This is a genomic window from Photorhabdus sp. HUG-39, from assembly GCF_963878365.1.
GTDB lineage: Bacteria > Pseudomonadota > Gammaproteobacteria > Enterobacterales > Enterobacteriaceae > Photorhabdus > Photorhabdus kayaii.
Genome location: NZ_CAWNWY010000008.1, coordinates 73,615 through 95,234, shown reverse-complemented (window position 1 = coordinate 95,234; position 21,620 = coordinate 73,615). Strand labels below are relative to the sequence as shown.

The window sequence follows — 21,620 nt, the reverse complement described above, 5'->3', positions numbered from 1 at the left end:
GGAAATATGAGTTCGAAAAAATATTTGTTAGTGCTTGATTATCTTCCGGCAAGGCTGAATGAAATCGTCAATATTCGTGACTATATTCGATATAATTACTCCCTTGAATTGGTAATTATTAGCGATATGTTGTCCGGTGAGGAAAAAAATGTCACACCATTTGTCTATCATATTCCTGTACGAACAGAGAATTATGTTGATAGTGTGATGACAGTTCTTGCTGAACTTAATATGACATGTGCTGGTATTCTTCCTTTTATGGATGCGGTATCTGGGTATACTGCTGTTATCGCGAAGAAATTAAACGTTTATGGTGATGATCCCGAATTAAGTTTCGCAGGTATTGAGAAATATCAATTTCGCCAACAAGAAACTCGAATATTACCGTTGCTTGCGGCACAACATATTAAGACGCCTCGATATACTTTCATTAATGAGATTAAAGAACTGGAAGAGTTTTATGATTCTGTTCCGTATGGTGTGATTATTAAGCCTAATTGTGGTCGGGCAAATGTAGGCGTGGTAGCGGTTAAAGATAGAAGTAAAATCCCAACGGCTTTTGCTCAATCTGTTGAGCAATCTGGTGGTAATCAAACTCTTGCAGAAGAACTTATTATTTTCGATACAGAATATTCGTACGATGGTATTGGTTGTATGGCATTTTTAACGCAAAAAGTTTCCCAGAAAGGGGAATTTCCTGTTGAAATAGGGCAAATAGTTCCGGCGCAATGTGATGGCAGAAATACGATTGCATTACATAAAGCGGGGCAGGCAATGAATCTGATTTCAGGGCAGACTCTTGGCGCATTCCATAATGAGATTAAGCAAGATAGTAAAACGGGAGAAACTTTTCTGGTTGAAACTAATCGTAGACCAGCGGGTATGCGTATTTGGGATATGGCTAACCGGGTATATGGTATAAGCTTGCAGGAAATTTGGGTTGACCATTTAGTCAAAGGATTTAGTGATCGAATGATATTGCCTGAAGCAAAGGGAAGGGCATTTTTGATTAATTTGCTGGCAGATAAAGATGGCAAAATTAATGATAAATTCGATCAAACAGAAGTTAATGAAGTATTATTAGCATCTGTTGATAATATTTTGAGTAAATTATGTTATGAAATTATTGCAATAAAAATTAGTTTAGATAAGAATTCACCGGTTTATGAAACACCAAAAAGCAATAATGATTTCTGTGGTTACGTTTGTGTGCATATTAATGATGAGCACGTCAAATGTGAATCCCTGATGAATGAGATTAATGATGCATGGAGAGAGATATTGTCTAATTATATTGTATAATTTCGTATGGTTAGAGCCTTATTTTGGCTCTAATTATTATATGATTAGATTATATGCTATTGCTTTAGCAACTGCTGCAACTTTATTGGGAACCACTAATTTCTCCATAACATTGTTAATGTGGAAATTAACTGTTCTTGTTGAAATATCCAGTATATCGGCTATTTCAGCAGAAGTTTTTCCCTCACAAGTCCATCTTATGACTTCAACTTCTCTGGTAGAGAGCGTTGGAACAATGATTTTATCCTTTTTATTTTTTAGATTATTAAATGTTTTTATGCATTCATTTGCCAATATGCCTAATACTCCTGCTTTATTAAGTATTTCATTGTGGGAAATAGAGCCTTCTTTTCTGGCAACTGAAAAAATTGACCTTTCTCCATGATAACCTTTAATTTTTATTGAAAGACTATTTTTAACTTCATTTTTATTTGAATTTGATTTTTTAATCATAAAATCAGCAGATTTTGATATTTTATCATTACAAACTGACGGAATAGAGAAAGTGTAATCACCATTCATTAATTGGTCGCTGTCGTGATTATTATCTTGATTATAATTGCTTGCAGTTTCTATATTTAGGTTGGTTATTAGAACATATTTTTTTGTCGTGAATGGATATTTTTCTTCCTGATAAATTGAGTAGAATTCAAAACCCAGATAGTTTATCGCGTTTAACAACCTCTTTTCTAATTCAGGCATGGTTTTGGACTTTTTAATTTCTGATAAAATCTCATTAAATGGTTTATTCATAAGATTTTCCTCATCATATAATATTTGCAATAAAATTAATTTTATATAAAAAATATTTTATTCATATAATCAATTATAAGTAAAAATTTTTAAAAATTGAATTTTTATATTGTAACCTTTAAGAAATAAATATGCTACTTAGAATTATATCTATTATTAGCTCTTATATATTTGGGCGACATGTATTTTCCGGGTGACATCTTCGGTTTACCCTGCTGCATGGCGCTGTTATGCTTACAAATCTAATTTAATTTGATCACAGGTATTTTCATGGCAAAACTTTCTTTTGACTCTATCGAAGCACAAGCAAGTTATGGGGTTGGCTTGCAGGTTGGTCAGCAATTACTGGAGTCTGGCCTGCAAGGTCTGGAACCTGAAGCGTTGTTAGCGGGGTTATGTGATGCGCTGGAAAATCATTCTCCAGCGGTGCCGGTCGATATATTGCATCGTGCCTTACGTGAAATGCACGAACGTGCAGATGGTGTGCGTCGTGAACGTCAGCAAGCTATGGCAGAAGAGGGTCAGAAGTTTCTGGCAGAAAACGCTCAGCGTGACGGTATAAGCACGACAGAATCTGGTTTACAGTTCTCTGTACTAAAACAGGGTGATGGTGCAATTCCTGCCCATACTGACCACGTGCGTGTTCATTATACGGGTCGTCTGATTGATGGCACCGTGTTTGACAGCTCAGTACAGCGTGGTGAACCGGCTGAATTTCCTGTAAATGGGGTGATTGCTGGATGGATTGAAGCATTGACGTTGATGCCTGTCGGTTCTAAATGGGAACTTTACATCCCTTATAATTTGGCTTACGGCGAGCGTGGTGCCGGTGCATCGATTCCTCCATATAGCACTCTGATTTTCGAGGTGGAATTGTTGGAAATTCTGTAAGTTTTATCCAGAAGTAGGATTAAAAAATAGCCGGTATATCCGTCTCAGACTACTGACAAACCCATTTAAAAAATGGGGGATATTTTCAAACCATCGAAAATTTCAGCTAGGATGTCGCCGATGAACTGGCTTTCCCTCAATTTCCTAATTATTTCTTTAAATAGAGTCTAGCTTTTGCCATTTATCTGAAAAATAGACAGGAATGCTATTAAGAGTGGTAATAAAATTCTTACCGTTCCAATAAAAAGATCAATTGGTAATATAGTCTAAAATGATAACAGATGACTAACCGCAGAGGTGTGTGATGCTAGAACAAATCTGCCAACTGGCCCAGGAAGCTGGTGCGGCTATTATGACAATTTATCAGGATGAACATCCCCTGAAAGTTGATCATAAGCAAGATGATTCACCGGTTACTATGGCTGATATTGTGGCTCATAAAATAATTAAAGCCGGATTATCCCGTATCGCTCCGGAAATTCCACTGTTGTCGGAAGAAGAGCTTCCTACTTGGGAAGAGAGGCGTGATTGGAAGCGCTATTGGTTAGTTGATCCTCTGGATGGTACCAAGGAATTTATTAATCGTAATGGTGAATTTACGGTTAATATCGCCTTGATTGATGAGGGCGTTCCTGTGATGGGAGTGATATATGCTCCTGTGCAGGATACGCTTTATTCCGGGCAAGGGCGGCAGGCATGGAAAAAAGTCTGTGGAGGTCAATGTTTGCCGATTAAGATTCGTGATGCTAATCCACCAATGGTCGTCGTTAGTCGCTCTCATATGGATACAGAATTAGAAGATTACCTCAATCAGCTAGGTGAACATCAGACGGTTTCTGTGGGCTCTTCACTGAAGTTCTGTTTGGTGGCTGAAGGAAAAGCGCAACTTTATCCTCGCTTTGGACCCACTCATATCTGGGATACTGCGGCGGGTCATGCTATAGCCATTGCTGCTGGTGCTCACGTGACGAACTGGAAAGGTCAGACGCTAGATTATACGCCTCGTGAATCATTCCTGAATCCGGGATTTAGAGTAACGATTTTCTAATTGTGGTTGTTTTCTAGTAGATTTGTTTTTCAGCGGAATTGTGGTGATAAGGGCAAACGAAAACATACCTGTAAGTCGTTATCACCACGGATGTTTTTACTGTAGTTCCTTACGAACTAATTCAATGACCTGTTTGATTTCACTATTGTTTAACGCACCTTCTTTGGTAAACTTCGCTACGCCATTTTTGTCCAGGACAATAATGGCAGAACTTTTAGCTTCCAACTGCCAAGCTTTTTTGACCACACCGTTGCTGTCAGCGATAAACTGGGACCACGGAAACTCTCTTTTGCTATCTTCAATACTGCTGCGGACAAATGGCCCAGTGCCGAATATTGCATCATTGATATTGATGATGGTGGTTGTTTGGTATTTTTCTTTTGAAAAATCAGCGCGTTTTATTTCTTCTATCAGTGGGGCATTCATCTCTTTAGCTGCACTACGACCTGCAATATGTTGTATGACTCTCACTTTACCAATCAGTTTTCCACTATCCCAATTTTGGTAGCTAAACTTGTTATTGTTGAGTAACAACTCACCTTTATCAGAAACACTGATCGCAGGAACCTGTTGTTCCAGAGTGATGTTGTGGGCGAATGCTAAAGCAGGAGAACAAAGTAGCGCAGCATATAGCATAAAGTTCTTTATCATAATTTTTCCTTTGTAGGTTAATGTGACAATGCATGGATCTCTAGCATAGCGGGTATTAACTGATTTATCTCTTTAAAGAAGATCAAATTTTTAACATTAAGTAAGAGATAAAGTTACATAGTTATGTATATCTAAATATCTGTCATTTTATGTAAATTCAGTGCATAAAACTAAAAATGGAGGGAACAAAATCGGATAAATTCAGTCTATTATTCTACATAACGGTATGGTGTATGGAGTTGGTTCACCAAACGTAACCGTAAGAAGTAGTTAGGAGGAAAAAAGCAGAGATGAAAATTTTTCACCGATATAACCCACTGAAAATTGCTCTCTACGTTAAAACTTTATTCCGTGGACGTTTATACATTAAAGATATGGGGGCTTTTGAATTCGACTGCGGCAAAATTTTACCGCCGAAGGTGAGAGATAAGCGCCATTTTAGTGTAATGAGTGAAGTCAATCAGCAAGTGCTACGTTTGCAGGCCGAAATAGGATAGATAAAACGAAAAAGAATCGGGTTGCATACTGGTGTAATCTGCGCCACAAAATAACAATAAGTGGCGCTTAACATGAGAATACTAAACGGCCTTAGCTCAAGAATAGGCCGTTTTTATTTATCATCACTGATAGGCAGGTTTTGCGTTGGTGTCGTGGTGAGAGTATCAGTGATTTTTGTGACTAATAGCTGATCGATTTTGTAGTTATCAATATCGACAACTTCAAATTTGTAACCAGCAAACTTAACTGAATCAGTACGCTTTGGAATTTTACGCAATCGAAACATCATGAAACCTGCAATGGTTTCATAGTTACTTGAATCAGGAAAATTATCAATATCCAGTACACGCTGTACATCATCAATAGGTGTTCCTCCTTCTACTAACCATGAATTTTCGTCACGGATGATGATCTGCTCTTCTTGTCCTTGGTCGACTAAATCACCCATCAGTGTGGTCATAACATCATTAAGGGTAATCACACCCATTACCAACGCATATTCATTCAGGATAATAGCGAAATCTTCACCCGCTGCTTTAAAACTTTCCAGTGCATCTGAAAGTGTCAAGGTATCTGGAATGATCAGCGCGTTGCGGATCTGGACACCTTTATTGAAGCTTAGGCTTTGACCACTTAGGACACGGTTAAGCAGATCTTTGGAATCCACATAACCGATAACGTGATCAATATCTCTATCACATATTAGGTACTTGGAATGTGGCTGGCTAGAAACCCATTGTTTGATACTTTCCTCGCTTTCATTCTTATCGAAGTAAATGATATTTTCCCTTGAGGTCATGGCAGAAGGCACTGTGCGGGATTCGAGCTCGAACACGTTTTCAATCAGTTCATGCTCTTGTTTACGCAACACACCAGCAACAGCTCCTGCTTCCACAACCGCAAAAATATCATCGGATGTGATATCTTCATTACGCGCTGTCGGAATTTTAAAGAGCTTAAAAATAAGATCAGACAGGCCATTAAATAGCCAAACTAGTGGACGACAAACTGTCAGACAGAAACGCATTGGGTTAACGATTTTCACGGCGACTGCTTCAGGCTTAATCATGCCGATACGTTTTGGTGTCAAGTCAGCGAGCAAAATGAATATACTGGTCACAATGATAAATGAGCAGATAAAGCCCAACTGGTCTGCCCATTCGGGGCGCATAAATTTCATGAAAAACGTTTTCAATGAAGGAGAGAATGCGGATTCACCGACAATACCTGCCAAAATTGCCACTGCATTTAGGCCGATTTGCACCACGGTAAAAAACATTCCCGGCGTTTCTTGTAATTTGAGGACATGGGCTGCGTTGACATTACCTTCATCTGCCATCAGTTTTAGTTTGATTCGCCTAGAGGCAGCAAGAGAGATTTCAGATAACGAAAAAAAGGCGCTTATCGCGCACAATAGAAATACTATTAAGAGACTATTTAGCATAAGGAATCCATGTTCTACCTCCGGTGGTAGGGTAGGTTGTCATTAGAAAAGCACCGGAGGAAACAATAAAAATCATATAAAATAAAAAGTGACAACAAACACTTAGAAAGCTATTGATTAGCTTGGTAATTATAACATTAATTAAATGTGGCGGCTAGTTTTTGTTCATTTTGGGTAGGCAAACACCAATACCGCCTAGCCCGCAATACCCCTCAGGGTTCTTAAATAGATACTGTTGGTGGTAGTCTTCAGCAAAATAGAATGGCCCCGCTTCTGTGATCTCCGTTGTAATAGGGCGGTTATCGCCTTGTTGTTGCATTGCTTTTTGGAAACGTTCACGGCTGGCTAATGCCAATTCATGTTGCTGAGGTGACACGGTATAAATCGCGGAGCGATACTGAGAGCCAATATCCCCGCCCTGGCGCATCCCTTGAGCTGGATCGTGGTTTTCCCAGAAAAGTTTTAATAAGTTTTCGTAGCTGTTTTTTGTTGGATCGTAAACAATTCTAACAACCTCAGCATGTCCGGTCAGGCCGTTACAAACTTCTTCGTAAGTTGGATTTGGTGTTGTACCGCCGCTATAACCTGCGGAGGTGGTGTAAATATCAGGTTGTTGCCAGAATAGGCGTTCTACGCCCCAGAAGCATCCCATACCAAAATAGGCAACTTCCATATTTTCTGGAACAGGTTCTATCGTATGATCGGTAACAGCATGGTTAGGTGAAACCTTAAGTGGCTCAGTTCTGCCTGGTAATGCACTATGAGGATCAATAGATAGGCTTTTATTAGCTGAAGTTGGCACAATTCACTCCCGTAATTATTAAGTTTTCAGATATTGATAGATTGTATATATTGTAAACTTTACTCAAGATAAATTGATTATAGTTAAATTATTCCGATCAGGTTAGGAGTTCGCGTGTCGAGGTACCCCGTTTTATGCTTTCTTTGTGTGTCTATCGTAACTCCTATTGCTCATAGTGCTAATCTTCGTCTGAAAATAGAAGGATTAACAGGTAAGTTGGAAAAAAATGCTCGAATTCATCTCTCCACTATCAGCACTGATGAAGTTGCGCCAGATGGCCGTTTTCGATCTCGTGTAGATAAAGCGATTCGTGAAGGCTTGCGCCCGCTTGGTTATTATGAACCTATTATCGAATTTACCTATCAGGAAAATAAACCGCCAGCTCGCTCGGTATTAACGGCAAAAGTTACTGCGGGCGAACCTGTGAGAATTGCCGATGTTAACGTTGTTTTGGAAGGTGGGGCTAAGACAGATGGAGATTATGCCAAACTTGTTAAAAGTAAAAGCCCAAAGAAAGGAACGATTCTAAATCATGATGAATATGAAAACCTTAAAGGTTCTCTGACTGGGCTCGCTATTAGGAAAGGTTATTTTGACGCGGTTATGAAAAAGAGCCAATTGGGTGTTGCCAAAGAACGACATGAGGCATTCTGGGACTTTGTTTTTAATAGCGGTGAGCGTTATCACTTTGGTCAGGTGCGTTATCGTGGTTCACAGATCCGCGAAGATTATTTGAGTCATCTAGTTCCATTCGAAGAAGGGGATTTTTATACCTCTGAACAATTGGCCGAATTGAACCGGCGGTTAGCAGAAACTGGCTGGTTTAATTCAGCAGTAGTCTCACCGGATTTTAATACCGCGAGAAAAGATGGTGACGGAATGCTTCCTCTTGAAGCGGTATTAACTCCACGTTCCAAAAACTATGTTGAACTGGGTGGGGGTTATGGATCTGATGTAGGGCCACGGGTAAAGGCGAAATGGACAAAACCGTGGCTTAATTCCCGTGGACACAGCCTTAGCACCAGCATCAACCTTTCTGCACCTGAACAGGTGATTGATGCTACCTATAAAATGCCGCTGAAGGTGAATCCGTTAGAGCAATATTACGCATTGCAGACGGGGTATAAGCGTAAAGATATCAACGATACCGTATCAGATACCGCGACAGTAAATCTTTCCCGTAATTGGGATCTTTCAACGGGTTGGCAGTATGGGATAAATATGCGTTGGAGTCTCAGCCACTTTACTCAGGCTAATGTCACCAATACGGCAATGTTATTTTACCCAGGGGTGAACGTCAGCCGTATCCGCCAGCGTGGAGGAACGATGCCTTATTGGGGCGATAGCCAGCGCTATTCTATTGATATCTCTGATACCCTTTGGGGTTCCGATGTTGATTTCTTGGTGTTACAGGCGCAAAACGTTTGGATCAGAACTTATTGGGATAATCACCGTTTTGTTGCTCGGGGTAATTTGGGTTGGATAGAAACTAATGCATTCGAGAAGGTTCCACCCGACTTACGCTTTTTTGCTGGTGGTGATCACAGTGTTCGTGGTTACAGATATCAGAAAATTTCCCCTAAAGACGATAAAGGAAAATTGACCGGTGCATCCGCACTAGTTGTGGGTTCACTTGAGTACCAATATAACGTAACGGGTAATTGGTGGAGTGCTGTTTTTGTTGATACCGGTGAAGCCATTAATGACATTAGAAAGAGCAATTTTAAAACCGGCGTGGGTGTTGGTGTGCGTTGGGCTTCTCCGGTCGGACCCATTAAATTTGACCTTGCCAGACCAATAGGGGATTCAGAATCCCGTAATATCCAGTTTTACATCGGGTTAGGATCTGAATTATGAGATGGATTAAAAAGGTCAGTATTACTTTTCTGCTGATGGTGACTTTGTTGGTTATTGTTGTTGCCGGGTTGGTAGGAACGCAATCTGGCCTGCATTTTATGATTAACAGTGCTGCTCGTTGGGTACCGGGACTAGATATAGCCAGCGTCAGTGGCGGTTGGCGTGATTTGACCCTGAAAGGCGTTAAGTATCAAATGCCCGGTGTTGATGTCAATGTGAATCAACTCCACCTTTCGCTTCGTCTTTCCTGCTTTAAAAACAGTCAGTTATGTGTTAATGCATTAACGACAGAAGGCGTAATAGTTGCAATTAATACCAAACGATTGCCACCTGCGGGAGAATCGTCGCCAAAGTCAGCACCTTTAACTGAACTGAGGACACCATATCCGATTTCACTTGATTTGTTGTCCGTTAAAAATGCCACTGTCACTGTAAATGGCGTGGTATTTGCCCTTGATGAATTTAGAACCGCAGCTCAGTGGCAGCAAAAGGCATTAACGCTTAAGCCAACGAAAATTAATGGGTTGCTGGTGGGACTGCCAAAAACTCCCCCTGAACGGCTGAAAATAGCGGAAGCAGAGGAGAAAGCGAAACGAGGGACCGAACTGGAAAAATCGTTGGGAGAAATTCTGAAAAAATTATTCTCTCAACCGCTATTGGCAACATTACCAGAAGTGCCTATTCCACTGGATATGACTGTTGCAGGGATAAGTGGTAAGCAATTAAGGCTGACTGGTGATACCAATATCACAATCAATGAGTTTTTACTGCAACTTAGCAATCAGGGGCAGCAGATTCAGCTCAATAAATTGAATGTTAAAATGCCGCAAGGTTCTCTTGCCATTAATGGTTCCGCGACTCTGGCACAGCAATGGCCGATAAAACTGGTAATAAAAGGTGAGCTAAGTCGACAAGAGATCCAAGGACAAAAGGTTAATGTAAAGCTTAATGGCGCTTTACTGGAGCAACTCAACTTAGGGCTGAATTTGTCTGGTCCTGTCAGTGCTAAACTTGATGCTCAAGCGGAACTGGCTAAGGTAGGTTTACCCGTGCGGGTGACGCTTGAAAGCCAGCAACTGAGTTGGCCTTTAACGGGGAAGCCAGAATATCAGCTTGATAGCGTAAAAATGCGCCTCAATGGTAAGGCCAGTGGTTATGATTTGTCATTGCGTTCCGGTATTAACGGTAGTGAAATCCCGCCAGCATTACTTGTATTAGATGCCAAAGGTAATGAAGAACAGCTTAAGTTGACCCGTTTACGCCTGTCTGCTTTGCAAGGAAAGAGCGAATTGGTCGGTGTAGCAGATTGGAGTAAGGCAGTAAGTTGGAATGCGGTGCTGACACTCTCCGGGATCAATACCGCTAAACAGTGGCCGGAATGGCCAGCCAAAATCGATGGGAAAATAGTTACCCGGGGTAGTTTACACGGTGGTAGTTGGCAGCTTCATATCCCGGAAATTATGCTGGACGGTAACGTAAAACAGAACTTAATAAAAGCCAAAGGTAAGATTTCTGGTAACGCGGCCGGTCAGTGGAATATTCCTCAATTCGAGCTGGCTTTAGGGCGCAATAAAATGAATCTCCAGGGACAATTGTTCAAACAGTGGAAACTGGATGGCGATATCCGTGCACCGAAGTTGGATGGTATATTTCCGGGGCTTGGCGGTGTCGTGAATGGAACGTTGAAATTACGTGGTAATATACAAGCACCTCAGCTTTTGGTTGATCTCAATGCTAACAGGTTGAAATGGCAGGATTTGCTCATTGATCGAGTGAATGTGAAAGGGGATGTACGTTCTGCTGAACAGATCCAAGGGAATCTTGCTGTTAAAGTCAGTGAGTTGAAACAAGCGGATTTGATTGTCCGTAATTTTACGTTGGATGCTAAGGGCAATGAGAAACAGCACAACTTGCAATTGAAGATTGACGGCAAACCGATTGCTGGTCAACTTGCATTGAATGGTAGTTTTGATCGTAAGCAACAGCGATGGAAAGGTAGCATTAACAATACCCGTTTTGACACCCCGGTTGGAGAATGGCGTTTAACTAAAGCGATAACTCTTGATTATCTTAATCAGCAGCAGAAAGTCACTGTGGGCCCTCACTGTTGGCTGAATCCACATGCGCAGCTCTGCGTACCTGAATCTATTGAAGCTGGCGTCAGCGGTAGTGCATCCATTGTTCTTGAACGTTTGGATCTTGCTATGATTCAGCCATTACTGGGGTCTGAAATACATTTGAAAGGTGTATTCAGTGGCAATGCCGACGTTAAATGGAACGCGGAAAGCGGATTGCCTCAGGCCAACGTTAATTTGCGTGGTGATGGGGTGCATGTTAGGCAGATGGTTGATGGCACTGCATTACCGGTAGATTTCCAGACCCTGACACTCAATGTAGGCTTGAAGAATGGCACAGCAGAGTTGAATTGGTTATTTAAGATTATGGGAAATGGCCGATTCAACGGTGGCGTACAGGTTGCTGATCTTGCTGGGAGCCGTAAGCTGTCGGGAAATGTAGATATTCAGGATATTTCACTGGCGTTAATCAAGCCGATTATTGGGAAAGGTGATAAAGCTGAAGGTCATTTGAATGCTCACCTGCTTCTGGGAGGCAATGTCAGAAATCCATTATTGTTTGGCCGGTTAGACCTGAGTGCACTGCAAGCTTCGGGCCATTGGATCCCATTTGATATTACTCAAGGGCAAGTTGGTGTGAATTTTGATGGAATACGTTCCGTTCTTGATGGTGTTATTAAAACGCCGAAGGGGCAGCTTAACCTAAATGGTGATGCAGACTGGCGTAATGTGGATGCATGGCATGCACGAGTAAGGGCTAACGGCGACAAGTTAAGAGTGGTTTTTCCACCAATGGTGAAAATTGATGTTAGCCCTGCTCTGGTGTTTGAGGCTTCTCCTCAGTTGCTGAAATTGGATGGTAGCGTTGGTATTCCTTGGGCGCGTATTACCGTGAAGGAGCTACCAGAATCGACAGTTGAGGCTTCATCGGATGAAGTTATATTGAATGAGAATCTTCAGCCATTACAACAGAAAAAAGCGTCTATCCCGATTCAAAGTAACTTGACGATTCATATAGGAGATGATGTTCGTCTTAGTGCTTTCGGCCTTAAAGCACAACTTAAAGGCGATCTGATGGTTGTTCAAGATAAACAAGGCCTGGGTTTGAATGGTCAAGTTGATATTCTTGATGGTCGTTTCCATACTTATGGACAGGATCTGATCGTTCGTAAAGGGCTGATTATGTTCTCAGGCCCACCTGATCAGCCATTACTTAACATTGAGGCTATCCGTAATCCAGATTCTACCGATGGGCGGGTTATTGCAGGGGTAAGGGTGAGCGGTTTGGCGGATCAGCCAAAAGTAGAAATTTTTTCAGAGCCTGTTAGATCACAATTGGAAGCACTTTCTTATCTGTTGCGTGGTGAAGGGTTAGAGAATAGTAACTCGGACAACTCACAGATGACGGCAATATTAATAGGTTTGGGGGTTGCACAGAGTGGTCAGTTGGTGGGTAAGATCGGTGAAATATTTGGTGTTTCCGACTTAGCACTGGATACTCAGGGGGTTGGTGACAAATCACAGGTAGTTGTTAGCGGAAAGATTACAAAAGATCTGCAAGTTAAGTATGGTGTTGGTATATTTGATTCACTAGCAACATTAACCTTACGCTATAGGTTAATGCCTAGGTTGTATCTGGAAGCGGTGTCTGGTATTGATCAGACATTGGATTTGCTCTATCAGTTTGAGTTTTAAAAATGCGAATTATTGTTTATGGCAGCTTACGGCGCAAACAGGGCAATCATCATTGGATGACCGATGCTCAATGGTTAGGTGATCATCGGCTGGAAGGCTATGAGCTATATGACCTTGGGCATTATCCTGCCGTTATCCGTGGTGACGGAAGTATTGAATGTGAGGTATATCGAATCAATTCTACTATACTGACAGAATTAGATGATTTGAAAGATAATTCGCGGGAGTATGTAAGGGAATTGATTCAAACACCGTATGGCAATGCATGGATATATCTTTATCAGTTTCCAATAACCGGTTTACGGCGGATAAAAAGTGGTGACTGGTTGAAGCGCCATGTGGAAGAGTAAATAAAAATCCTTTTTTGTCATAAAAAGGGAGTATGGTTTTAAAAAACCTCTGCCGGTGATGTTCCCCAGAGGTTTTTTAATTATTTAAACAGAGAAAAGCTATTTCTTAGCGGCACGTTCGAAAGAGGAGATAATTTCTGCTTTAGCAGCTTCGATATTATCCCAACCATCAACTTTAACCCATTTACCTTTTTCCAGATCTTTATAGCGCTCAAAGAAGTGAGTGATCTGAGCGCGCAGTAGTTCTGGTAAATCAGTCACATCTTTAATGTGATCATACTCTTTGGTTAGTTTGCTATGTGGAACTGCAACCAGTTTCGCGTCTTCACCTGATTCATCAGTCATTTTCAGAACGCCAACCGGACGGCAACGGATCACAGAACCTGGTTGTAGTGGGTATGGTGTGGGAACCAGAACATCAACCGGGTCACCATCCAGAGATAAAGTGTTGTTGATGTAACCATAGTTGCATGGATAGAACATCGTAGTAGACATAAAACGGTCTACAAATAGCGCACCAGATTCTTTATCAATTTCATATTTAATCGGATCTGCATTTGCAGGGATCTCAATAATGACATAGATATCTTCAGGCAGTTCCTTTCCTGCCGGTACTAAGTTCAGGCTCATGAAAGTTTCCTTTATTTTAAACCAGAATAGAGTGGGGAGTATTATAACCAAAACATTTTTTAAAGTACTCTCCATTTTTCTGACAAGTAGCTTGTTAGAAACGGGTTTGCAACTGATGAGAGAAGAGCTGAATATCTCTCAGAAAAAACTAGCGGACAGGATAGCTGGGGTATTTTAACCTCATTAGTTAAAATTAAAAAAGCGACGAAAAATCCCGCCGCTTATCCGTCATTAACCGATGAAATTACTCATCTGGGAACTCAGCCATAAAACTCTCGGCTTTCTCTACCATCGATTTACTGCCCACAAAGAAAGGGACGCGTTGATGCAGTTTGGATGGGATGATATCCAGAATGCGATTAGCTCCATCACTGGCTTTACCACCGGCTTGTTCAGCCAGGAATGCCATTGGGTTACACTCATACAGCAGGCGCAATTTTCCTGATGGATGGCTGGCGGTGCTTGGGTAAATGTAGATGCCGCCTTTCAGTAAATTGCGGTGGAAATCAGCAACCAGCGAACCAATATAACGGGTGGTATAAGGGCGCTGAGTTGCTTCATCTTGTTCCTGGCAATATTTGATGTATTTCTTTACCCCCATAGGGAATTTGATGTAATTCCCTTCGTTGATGGAATACATATTGCCATTGGGTGGGAACTGAACTTTCTCATGGGAAAGACAAAATACTCCCAAGGAAGGATCGTAAGTAAAGGCGTGTACCCCACAGCCAGTGGTGTAGACCAGCATAGTTGAAGAACCGTAAACAACATACCCGGCGGCGACTTGACGATGACCTGGTTGCAGGAAGTCTTTTTCAGTCACTGGCTGGCCGATGGGGGTAATACGGCGGTAGATAGAGAAGATAGTACCGACGGAAACGTTTACATCAATATTTGAAGAACCATCTAATGGGTCCATCAAAACAACATATTTTGCGTTTTCAGCGCGGTCTCCTTCGAAAATAACAATATCATCTTCTTCCTCTGAAGCGATCCCCGCAACTTCACCGCGTGCTTTCAGTGCTGCTTTGAGTTTTTCATTAGCATACAGGTCCAGTTTCATCTGCACCTCGCCTTGGATATTGGACACACCGCTGGTTCCTAAAATATCCACTAAACCGGCTTTGTTGATATCACGGTGAATGATTTTTGCTCCGAGCTTAATAGCAGAAAGCAAGGCAGTGAGTTCACCTGTAGCGTGAGAAAAATCGTGCTGCTTTTCGACGATGAATTCGCCTAATGTTTTCATGACGAAAGTCCTGAATGTGATTTGATAGTGGTTTTAGAGTGTCCATTGCACTCTTACGCGGGCAGTTTAGCCAAAGAAAGGGATGATTCATAGGCTATTCCATTTCTTATCTTGCTTTTGATGGTTAGAATAGTGGCTAACTTCATGCTATGGAATAGGAAATCAATGCGTATTCATATTCTTGGTATCTGCGGCACTTTTATGGGGGGACTGGCAATTTTGGCTCGTTCTCTTGGTCATGAAGTGACTGGTTCTGATGCCAATGTTTATCCACCAATGAGTACCTTACTGGAAAAACATGGGATTAATCTGATTCAGGGATATGACCCGGCACAGTTGGATTCTGTGCCAGATATGGTCATCATCGGTAACATTATGAGCCGTGGGAATCCTTGTGTAGAAGCGGTGCTGGAGCGTGGGCTCCCTTATACTTCTGGCCCACAATGGCTGCATGATTATGTTTTGCCAGAACGCTGGGTGCTGGCGGTTGCAGGGACGCATGGTAAGACAACAACTGCGGGTATGTTAGCCTGGATTTTGGAAGCTTGTGGCTATAAACCCGGTTTTTTAATCGGTGGTGTTCCGGGGAATTTTGAAACATCAGCTCAGATCGGGGAAAGCTCGTTTTTCGTAATAGAAGCTGATGAATATGACAGCGCTTTTTTTGATAAACGATCTAAGTTTGTGCATTACAGCCCACGTACGCTGATCATGAACAATCTGGAATTCGATCATGGCGATATTTTTGGCGATCTGGCTGCTATTCAGAGGCAGTTCCACCATCTTGTCAGGATCGTTCCGGGTAGTGGTAAGATCCTTGTCCCGGATAATGATATTAACCTGAAACAGGTTTTGTCTATGGGCTGTTGGAGTGAGTTGGAACTAGTGGGTGAAACCGGTAACTGGCAGGCAAAAAAGATCAGTACAGACAGCTGTCATTATCAGGTGTCTTATGGTGGTAAAGTTGTCGGAGAAGTGAACGGGTTGCTGGTGGGTGAACATAATATGCGCAATGGGTTGATTGCAATTGCTGCTGCACATCATGTTGGTGTCCAGCCCGCAGATGCCTGTTGTGCTTTAAGTGAATTTATTAATGCCTGTCGTCGCCTTGAACTACGTGGTGAGGAAAACGGCGTTACTGTTTATGATGATTTTGCTCATCACCCGACAGCAATTTTGGCAACACTCGAAGCCCTGCGTAGTAAGGTTGGAGGAACAGCCCGTATTATTACCGTACTGGAACCGCGTTCAAATACGATGAAAATGGGTGTGAGTAAGAATGAGATCGCACCAGCATTGGGGCGTGCTGATGAAGTATTCTTATTCCAGCCAGCTAATATTAAATGGCACGTATCAGAAATTGCAGATCACTGTGTTCAGCCAGCGTATTGGAGTGCTGATATAGATTCACTGGTGCATATGATTGTTGATAAGGCGCAGCAGGGGGATCATATTCTGGTTATGAGTAATGGAGGGTTTGGTGATATTCATGAAAAATTACTCTCTAAGCTGAATAAAAAAGCTTATCAATCCTGAGAATAGCAGCGGGAAAATGAATCGCGCCATGTTGGCGCGTTCATTTAAAGCTCTTGTTCGAACAACCCAAGGATGGCTCCACGCAGCTGTTCTGTTGTAGAATCTCTGGTGAGTGTAACGAAGATGGTGTCATCACCTGCGATACTGCCGAGTATACCTTCTGATTTACCAAGAGAATCTAGCAGACGAGCAATAAGTTGAGCTGCACCAGGGCTTGTGCGAATCACAACTATAGGATGGTTGTAATCAACGTCTAATACTAGATTTTTTAGTGGGCTAGTGGCAGTAGGAACACCAAGCTCAGCAGGCAGGCAGTAAACCATCTCCATTTTAGCATTACGGGTGCGAACAGCACCAAATTTAGTCAGCATTCTAGAAACTTTGGATTGGTTAATGTTCTCAAAACCTTCTTCCAGTAAAGCAGTGACAATTTCACCTTGAGAGCTAAATTTTTCTTCTTTCAATAACGCCTTGAAAGCTTTTACTAAGTCTTCCTGTTTAGAGGGAGTGCGCATATTTCACCATATTCAATCAGCTATGAAACTTGTATTATGCATATAAATGAATTTTTATGCAATAATAATGATTTTATAACCAATTTGAACCGTGTAAAGTTGGTCTTATGTTATTATAGAAATTCATAAAATATGAATATGGAAATTTGCTTTTTTAGCCGGTTATCAAGTAAATATATTGTTAATCAAATGATGTTGTTTGGCGTTGTTGTTGGGTGTAAGGTATTTAGCCAATTGTTTCGTAAAATCATAAGGAAATTCTCAAAATAGTGTCCGTTATCTCATTAACAGATAAGCATTTTGCCTAGAATACGGCGACTTTTGCGTCCCACTATCTATAGCGTAAGTCCACAATTTGGTTGTTAACCGATTGTTTTCAAAAACGTAGTAATCTATGGTTCTTAACTAGATGAATTCACAGCATTTTAAAGTATAAACGATTTAAGGAGTATCAGGATGAAAGTTGCAGTTCTCGGTGCAGCCGGTGGTATTGGTCAGGCTCTTGCTCTTCTACTAAAAACCCAGCTTCCTTCAGGTTCAGAACTTTCTTTATATGATATCGCTCCAGTAACACCTGGGGTGGCTGTTGATCTGAGCCACATTCCAACGGAAGTGAAAATTAAAGGCTTTGCTGGTGAAGATGCAACTCCAGCGTTGGAAGGAGCAAATGTTGTATTGATTTCTGCCGGGGTTGCCCGTAAACCAGGTATGGATCGTTCAGATCTGTTTAATGTTAATGCGGGGATCGTTCGTAACCTGGTAGAACAAGTGGCTAAAACTTGCCCTAAATCACTGATTGGGATTATTACTAACCCAGTCAACACAACTGTGGCTATTGCAGCCGAAGTGCTGAAAAAAGCAGGTGTATATGACAAAAACCGCCTGTTTGGTGTTACAACGCTGGATGTTATTCGCTCTAATACTTTTGTTGCTGAATTGAAAGGTAAAAAACCACAGGAAATCGAAGTACCCGTTATCGGTGGTCATTCTGGTGTGACAATCTTACCTCTGTTGTCTCAGATCCCTGGTGTGAGCTTTACTGATGAAGAGCTGGCTGTCTTAACTAAGCGTATTCAGAATGCCGGTACTGAAGTCGTTGAGGCTAAGGCGGGTGGAGGATCTGCAACTCTGTCTATGGGGCAAGCTGCGGCTCGTCTGGGCCTCTCTTTGGTCCGTGGCTTACAAGGCGAAAGTGATGTTGTAGAATGTGCTTATATTGAAGGTGATGGTAAATATACTCGCTTCTTTGCCCAGCCAGTTCGTTTGGGTAAAAATGGCGTAGAAGAGCGTTTGAACGTTGGTGAGCTGAGTGATTTTGAACAAAAAGCACTGGAAGGCATGCTAGATGTATTGAGAAAAGATATAGAATTAGGCGAAAAATTTATTAATAACTAATTAATATATTTTATAAGTAAAAAATATATATCTATGAAACAATAAAACCGCTGGTATAGCGAATTACCGGCGGTTTTTGTTCAGCTAATATAATTCGTTAGCTAATTATTTGTTTGTTCGCGTACTTTCCTTTCTAATAATTCTCCAGTATTTGGATCAAAATAACGACTTGGCCAAATTTCTGAAGGGTGTATTTCCAGATAATTCGCAATTATCCATTCTCCCTTTGGCCACGGACGAGATAGTGCATTCGCCAGGGTCGATGAGCTGAGCCCTGCTCTGCGTGATACCTCAGCTAAGGTTGTTCCCCGCTTGCGTAAAGCTGCAATTATATCGGCAGGATGCCAATCAGATTTCCTTGAAATCATTTTTAATCCTTTTTTTATTAAATTTGATGCTATGTTAGTGGTATAAATAACAGGTGTGCATGAGAGCAATAACGAACTTAAACCTGTTATTGAGAAATAAAATAGCATTATTTTTCCAAAAGTATTTCCAAATTTTTTCTTAAAAACTTCTTTTTTGAACTTGGTTACAAAAATAGAGAAACGTGATGAAAAAAGAGTGGTATTCGGCCAAGGAGTTAATCGGCGTGGGTGAGTTACCTGGATCACCACAAGGAGTTAATGCCAGAGCAAAACGAGAGGAGTGGTTATGTCAAAAAAGACAAGGTGTACAAGGTAAAGCAGTCGAGTATCACTACTCCTGTTTCCCGGAAACGACCATTGCAGCATTGGAGCTTCATGAATCATCTTCTGAGTATCAGGTGCATAAGCAAGATCCTTTGTCGATTTGGGTTGGCGCTTTTCATCAGTTATCAGAATCTGAGAAACAGGCTGTGATAGCCATGATTTTACGGGATGGTATCAGAAGTTTTTTAGAAAAACTTTCTGTTGTTTAGCCCATTTTTGGAAATTAGAAATGCCAACTAACTTGGATTCTTCTTCATTATCCCGGTGCAAAGTGAGAAGAAAAGTATGAAAAAAGAATGGTACTCAGCTAAAGAGCTGGTTGGTATTGCCGGACTTCCTTCTTCGCCACAGGGGATAAATCTGATGGCAAGGCGGGAAGGATGGGAATATAGACGTAAACGAGGTGTTCAGGGCAAGGCTCTTGAATATCATATAAATAGTTTGCCTGAAGATGTACTTAATGTGCTATCCGTAGGGGAAAGTACTATTGATTATACAAACAAACGACAAGACCCATTCTTAATTTGGATTGAGGCTTACTATCAATTAACTAAAGTTGAGCGGGAAAAAATTGTGAAATTTATTCTTCGAGAGGGGCTCGCAAAACTTATTGGTTATATTGATGTAGGTGTTGAAGACGTAGAGAAAAACCTAGAGTCAGATTAACCCCAGGTTTCGTTCTATCGATTAAGAAAGGCGTTGTACGGCAATATGGGCTAACCCCACGAGTGCTTGCTTGTATGGGGAGTTTTCCAGCGCCTGCAAAGCAGCTATTGCTTTATCTGCTTCTTCCTCTGCTCGTTTACGGGTATATTCCAATGAACCGCACTGTTTCATGGTTGTCAGTACGGTTTCGAGTAAATGGCGGCCATTACCTTTTTCAATTGCTTCACGGATAAGTGCGGATTGTTCTGGAGTGCCGTGATTCATAGCGTGTAGCAAGGGCAATGTCGGTTTACCTTCGTTAAGATCATCACCGGTGTTTTTGCCTAATGTATCGCTATCAGCATTATAATCCAGTAAATCATCAATTAACTGGAATGCAGTGCCTAAATAACGTCCGTAATTTTGTAAAGCCATTTCTTGCTCTGGGGTGGCATTAGAAAGAATTGCGGAAGAGTGCGCGGCGACTTCAAACAATCGGGCTGTTTTACTGTAAATCACCCGCATATAATCATCTTCAGAAATATTTGGATCATTGCAGTTCATCAGCTGTAAAACTTCGCCTTCAGCGATAACATTGGTTGCCTCTGACATCAATTTAAGAACTCGCATGGAGTTAAGCGCTGTCATCATCTGGAAAGAGCGCGTGTATATAAAATCACCAACCAGCACGCTTGCTGCATTACCAAACATGGCATTGGCAGTCGCTTTGCCACGTCGCATGTCTGATTCATCCACTACATCATCATGTAACAGAGTCGCTGTGTGGATAAATTCAATTAATGCAGCAACAGTAATATGCTTATCACCCTGATAACCCAATGCTCTGCTAGCCAGGATGGCAATGATTGGGCGAATACGTTTTCCACCACCACTGATTATGTAGTAGCCCAACTGATTGATAAGAGTAACGTCAGAATTCAACTGACTAAGAATGGTTTCATTTACCGCTGCCATATCATCAGCGGTTAGCTTGATAATGGATTCTAAATTCATATTTTTTCGGCTGTGGGTTTTAATGCAGAGTTGTGTTCATATTAACATTAAAATAGTTATTGCTGTGTCTTGATTGTACTCGAAAAACAGTCTAAATAAATGACAATTCAGCAACTGTGTTTTTTTATCATCTGCTCTAATTCTGCTCTTGTCTTCTTAGGCTTTTTTGCGTAGAATTCGCGCCCTATTATGAATATTTATAGTGCGCTCTGGAATGATTATTTAAGGGGGCGTGCGGAAAGCGGAGTTTATATGTACGCGGTTTTCCAAAGTGGTGGTAAACAACACCGAGTCAGCGAAGGTCAAACAATTCGCCTGGAAAAGCTGGACATCGCAACGGGTGAAACTGTTGAGTTTGACCAGGTTCTGATGGTCGCTAATGGTGATGACATCAAAATCGGCGCTCCTGTCGTTGAAGGCGTTAAAATCAAAGCTGAAGTGGTTGCCCATGGTCGTGGCGAGAAAATTAAAATCGTTAAGTTTCGTCGTCGTAAACACAGCCGTAAGCAGCAAGGCCACCGTCAGTGGTTCACCGATGTTAAAATCACTGGCATCGCTTAAGATTTAGGAGAGCAGAT

Annotated in this window: 21 protein-coding genes; 12 read left to right on the top strand and 9 right to left on the bottom strand. The window is 41.5% G+C overall.

All coding sequences use genetic code 11. The features are described from left to right. The first annotated feature begins 6 nt into the window (after window positions 1-6). Window positions 7-1,302 (top strand): ATP-grasp domain-containing protein, encoded by a 1,296-nt coding sequence (locus tag AAC155_RS07615; protein WP_113041655.1) that lies wholly within the window; start codon window positions 7-9, stop codon window positions 1,300-1,302. A gap of 36 nt (window positions 1,303-1,338) precedes the next feature. Here the strand turns inward: AAC155_RS07615 and AAC155_RS07610 are convergent, their stop codons facing one another. Next, window positions 1,339-2,055 (bottom strand): helix-turn-helix domain-containing protein, encoded by a 717-nt coding sequence (locus AAC155_RS07610; RefSeq protein WP_113041654.1) that lies wholly within the window; start codon window positions 2,053-2,055, stop codon window positions 1,339-1,341. Window positions 2,056-2,325: 270 nt separating this feature from the next. Here AAC155_RS07610 and AAC155_RS07605 point away from each other — a divergent pair, with 270 nt between their 5' ends. Both AAC155_RS07605 and cysQ read left to right on the top strand, forming a co-directional pair. Continuing rightward, window positions 2,326-2,946, top strand: a complete 621-nt coding sequence (locus AAC155_RS07605; RefSeq protein ID WP_058589603.1) for a peptidylprolyl isomerase — start codon at window positions 2,326-2,328, stop codon at window positions 2,944-2,946. A gap of 304 nt (window positions 2,947-3,250) precedes the next feature. After that, on the top strand, window positions 3,251-3,994 hold the full coding sequence (gene cysQ / locus AAC155_RS07600) for a 3'(2'),5'-bisphosphate nucleotidase CysQ (RefSeq protein ID WP_113041653.1): 744 nt from the start codon (window positions 3,251-3,253) through the stop codon (window positions 3,992-3,994). 96 nt (window positions 3,995-4,090) lie between these two features. Here cysQ and AAC155_RS07595 read toward each other — a convergent pair whose 3' ends face one another. Beyond that, a complete protein-coding gene (locus AAC155_RS07595) occupies window positions 4,091-4,645 on the bottom strand; it encodes a YtfJ family protein (protein ID WP_113041652.1) in 555 nt (184 codons plus the stop codon). Window positions 4,646-4,935: 290 nt separating this feature from the next. Here AAC155_RS07595 and AAC155_RS07590 point away from each other — a divergent pair, with 290 nt between their 5' ends. Next, window positions 4,936-5,142 (top strand): DUF1107 domain-containing protein, encoded by a 207-nt coding sequence (locus AAC155_RS07590; protein WP_011148633.1) that lies wholly within the window; start codon window positions 4,936-4,938, stop codon window positions 5,140-5,142. A 113-nt stretch (window positions 5,143-5,255) separates the two neighbouring features. On the opposite strand, the gene AAC155_RS07585 is transcribed toward AAC155_RS07590, so the two are convergent. Beyond that, entirely contained in the window at window positions 5,256-6,587 is a 1,332-nt protein-coding gene (locus AAC155_RS07585; protein ID WP_058589600.1) for a hemolysin family protein, read from the bottom strand. Window positions 6,588-6,741: 154 nt separating this feature from the next. Continuing rightward, on the bottom strand, window positions 6,742-7,389 hold the full coding sequence (gene msrA, locus AAC155_RS07580) for a peptide-methionine (S)-S-oxide reductase MsrA (RefSeq protein ID WP_387490281.1): 648 nt from the start codon (window positions 7,387-7,389) through the stop codon (window positions 6,742-6,744). 114 nt (window positions 7,390-7,503) lie between these two features. On the opposite strand from msrA, the gene tamA reads away from it, so the two are divergent. The 3 genes from tamA to AAC155_RS07565 are packed head-to-tail and all read left to right on the top strand — an operon-like array spanning window position 7,504 to window position 13,366. Continuing rightward, on the top strand, window positions 7,504-9,246 hold the full coding sequence (gene tamA / locus AAC155_RS07575; RefSeq protein ID WP_113041650.1) for an autotransporter assembly complex protein TamA: 1,743 nt from the start codon (window positions 7,504-7,506) through the stop codon (window positions 9,244-9,246). Continuing rightward, on the top strand, window positions 9,243-13,016 hold the full coding sequence (gene tamB / locus AAC155_RS07570) for an autotransporter assembly complex protein TamB (protein ID WP_113041649.1): 3,774 nt from the start codon (window positions 9,243-9,245) through the stop codon (window positions 13,014-13,016). The genes tamA and tamB overlap by 4 nt, the downstream gene beginning before the upstream one ends. A 2-nt stretch (window positions 13,017-13,018) precedes the next feature. Further along, window positions 13,019-13,366, top strand: coding sequence for a gamma-glutamylcyclotransferase family protein (locus AAC155_RS07565; protein ID WP_011148628.1), 348 nt, complete (start codon window positions 13,019-13,021; stop codon window positions 13,364-13,366). Between the two features lie 99 nt (window positions 13,367-13,465). Here the strand turns inward: AAC155_RS07565 and ppa are convergent, their stop codons facing one another. Beyond that, window positions 13,466-13,996 carry an inorganic diphosphatase gene (gene ppa, locus AAC155_RS07560; protein WP_113041648.1) on the bottom strand — a complete coding sequence of 177 codons (531 nt, stop codon included), beginning with the start codon at window positions 13,994-13,996 and terminating at the stop codon, window positions 13,466-13,468. A 244-nt stretch (window positions 13,997-14,240) separates the two neighbouring features. Next, window positions 14,241-15,245 (bottom strand): class 1 fructose-bisphosphatase, encoded by a 1,005-nt coding sequence (gene fbp / locus AAC155_RS07555; protein ID WP_112877177.1) that lies wholly within the window; start codon window positions 15,243-15,245, stop codon window positions 14,241-14,243. 165 nt (window positions 15,246-15,410) lie between these two features. Here fbp and mpl point away from each other — a divergent pair, with 165 nt between their 5' ends. Continuing rightward, a complete protein-coding gene (gene mpl / locus AAC155_RS07550; protein ID WP_113041646.1) occupies window positions 15,411-16,781 on the top strand; it encodes a UDP-N-acetylmuramate:L-alanyl-gamma-D-glutamyl-meso-diaminopimelate ligase in 1,371 nt (456 codons plus the stop codon). A gap of 44 nt (window positions 16,782-16,825) precedes the next feature. On the opposite strand, the gene argR is transcribed toward mpl, so the two are convergent. After that, window positions 16,826-17,296 carry a transcriptional regulator ArgR gene (gene argR / locus AAC155_RS07545; protein WP_011148624.1) on the bottom strand — a complete coding sequence of 157 codons (471 nt, stop codon included), beginning with the start codon at window positions 17,294-17,296 and terminating at the stop codon, window positions 16,826-16,828. 456 nt (window positions 17,297-17,752) lie between these two features. Here argR and mdh point away from each other — a divergent pair, with 456 nt between their 5' ends. Further along, on the top strand, window positions 17,753-18,691 hold the full coding sequence (gene mdh, locus AAC155_RS07540) for a malate dehydrogenase (RefSeq protein ID WP_113041645.1): 939 nt from the start codon (window positions 17,753-17,755) through the stop codon (window positions 18,689-18,691). Between the two features lie 101 nt (window positions 18,692-18,792). Here mdh and AAC155_RS07535 read toward each other — a convergent pair whose 3' ends face one another. Next, a complete protein-coding gene (locus tag AAC155_RS07535; RefSeq protein WP_011148622.1) occupies window positions 18,793-19,059 on the bottom strand; it encodes a helix-turn-helix domain-containing protein in 267 nt (88 codons plus the stop codon). A gap of 185 nt (window positions 19,060-19,244) precedes the next feature. Here AAC155_RS07535 and AAC155_RS07530 point away from each other — a divergent pair, with 185 nt between their 5' ends. Next, the gene (locus AAC155_RS07530) at window positions 19,245-19,592 is read left to right on the top strand and encodes a DNA-binding protein (RefSeq protein ID WP_113041644.1); all 348 of its coding nucleotides are present in this window, start codon (window positions 19,245-19,247) and stop codon (window positions 19,590-19,592) included. A 76-nt stretch (window positions 19,593-19,668) separates the two neighbouring features. After that, window positions 19,669-20,049 carry a DNA-binding protein gene (locus AAC155_RS07525; protein ID WP_113041643.1) on the top strand — a complete coding sequence of 127 codons (381 nt, stop codon included), beginning with the start codon at window positions 19,669-19,671 and terminating at the stop codon, window positions 20,047-20,049. A gap of 21 nt (window positions 20,050-20,070) precedes the next feature. On the opposite strand, the gene ispB is transcribed toward AAC155_RS07525, so the two are convergent. Further along, window positions 20,071-21,042, bottom strand: a complete 972-nt coding sequence (gene ispB / locus AAC155_RS07520; protein WP_113041642.1) for an octaprenyl diphosphate synthase — start codon at window positions 21,040-21,042, stop codon at window positions 20,071-20,073. Window positions 21,043-21,294: 252 nt separating this feature from the next. Here ispB and rplU point away from each other — a divergent pair, with 252 nt between their 5' ends. After that, window positions 21,295-21,603 (top strand): 50S ribosomal protein L21, encoded by a 309-nt coding sequence (rplU, locus tag AAC155_RS07515; protein ID WP_011148618.1) that lies wholly within the window; start codon window positions 21,295-21,297, stop codon window positions 21,601-21,603. Window positions 21,604-21,620 lie beyond the last annotated feature (17 nt).

Coding starts and splice junctions, on each gene's coding strand:
- AAC155_RS07535 (WP_011148622.1), bottom strand. CDS start 19,059: ATGATTTCAAGGAAATCTGATTGGCATCCTGCCGATATAATTGCAGCT.
- AAC155_RS07530 (WP_113041644.1), top strand. CDS start 19,245: ATGAAAAAAGAGTGGTATTCGGCCAAGGAGTTAATCGGCGTGGGTGAG.
- AAC155_RS07595 (WP_113041652.1), bottom strand. CDS start 4,645: ATGATAAAGAACTTTATGCTATATGCTGCGCTACTTTGTTCTCCTGCT.
- AAC155_RS07615 (WP_113041655.1), top strand. CDS start 7: ATGAGTTCGAAAAAATATTTGTTAGTGCTTGATTATCTTCCGGCAAGG.
- rplU (WP_011148618.1), top strand. CDS start 21,295: ATGTACGCGGTTTTCCAAAGTGGTGGTAAACAACACCGAGTCAGCGAA.
- argR (WP_011148624.1), bottom strand. CDS start 17,296: ATGCGCACTCCCTCTAAACAGGAAGACTTAGTAAAAGCTTTCAAGGCG.
- AAC155_RS07525 (WP_113041643.1), top strand. CDS start 19,669: ATGAAAAAAGAATGGTACTCAGCTAAAGAGCTGGTTGGTATTGCCGGA.
- cysQ (WP_113041653.1), top strand. CDS start 3,251: ATGCTAGAACAAATCTGCCAACTGGCCCAGGAAGCTGGTGCGGCTATT.
- AAC155_RS07590 (WP_011148633.1), top strand. CDS start 4,936: ATGAAAATTTTTCACCGATATAACCCACTGAAAATTGCTCTCTACGTT.
- fbp (WP_112877177.1), bottom strand. CDS start 15,245: ATGAAAACATTAGGCGAATTCATCGTCGAAAAGCAGCACGATTTTTCT.
- mdh (WP_113041645.1), top strand. CDS start 17,753: ATGAAAGTTGCAGTTCTCGGTGCAGCCGGTGGTATTGGTCAGGCTCTT.
- mpl (WP_113041646.1), top strand. CDS start 15,411: ATGCGTATTCATATTCTTGGTATCTGCGGCACTTTTATGGGGGGACTG.
- ppa (WP_113041648.1), bottom strand. CDS start 13,996: ATGAGCCTGAACTTAGTACCGGCAGGAAAGGAACTGCCTGAAGATATC.
- AAC155_RS07585 (WP_058589600.1), bottom strand. CDS start 6,587: ATGCTAAATAGTCTCTTAATAGTATTTCTATTGTGCGCGATAAGCGCC.
- ispB (WP_113041642.1), bottom strand. CDS start 21,042: ATGAATTTAGAATCCATTATCAAGCTAACCGCTGATGATATGGCAGCG.
- AAC155_RS07565 (WP_011148628.1), top strand. CDS start 13,019: ATGCGAATTATTGTTTATGGCAGCTTACGGCGCAAACAGGGCAATCAT.
- tamB (WP_113041649.1), top strand. CDS start 9,243: ATGAGATGGATTAAAAAGGTCAGTATTACTTTTCTGCTGATGGTGACT.
- AAC155_RS07610 (WP_113041654.1), bottom strand. CDS start 2,055: ATGAATAAACCATTTAATGAGATTTTATCAGAAATTAAAAAGTCCAAA.
- AAC155_RS07605 (WP_058589603.1), top strand. CDS start 2,326: ATGGCAAAACTTTCTTTTGACTCTATCGAAGCACAAGCAAGTTATGGG.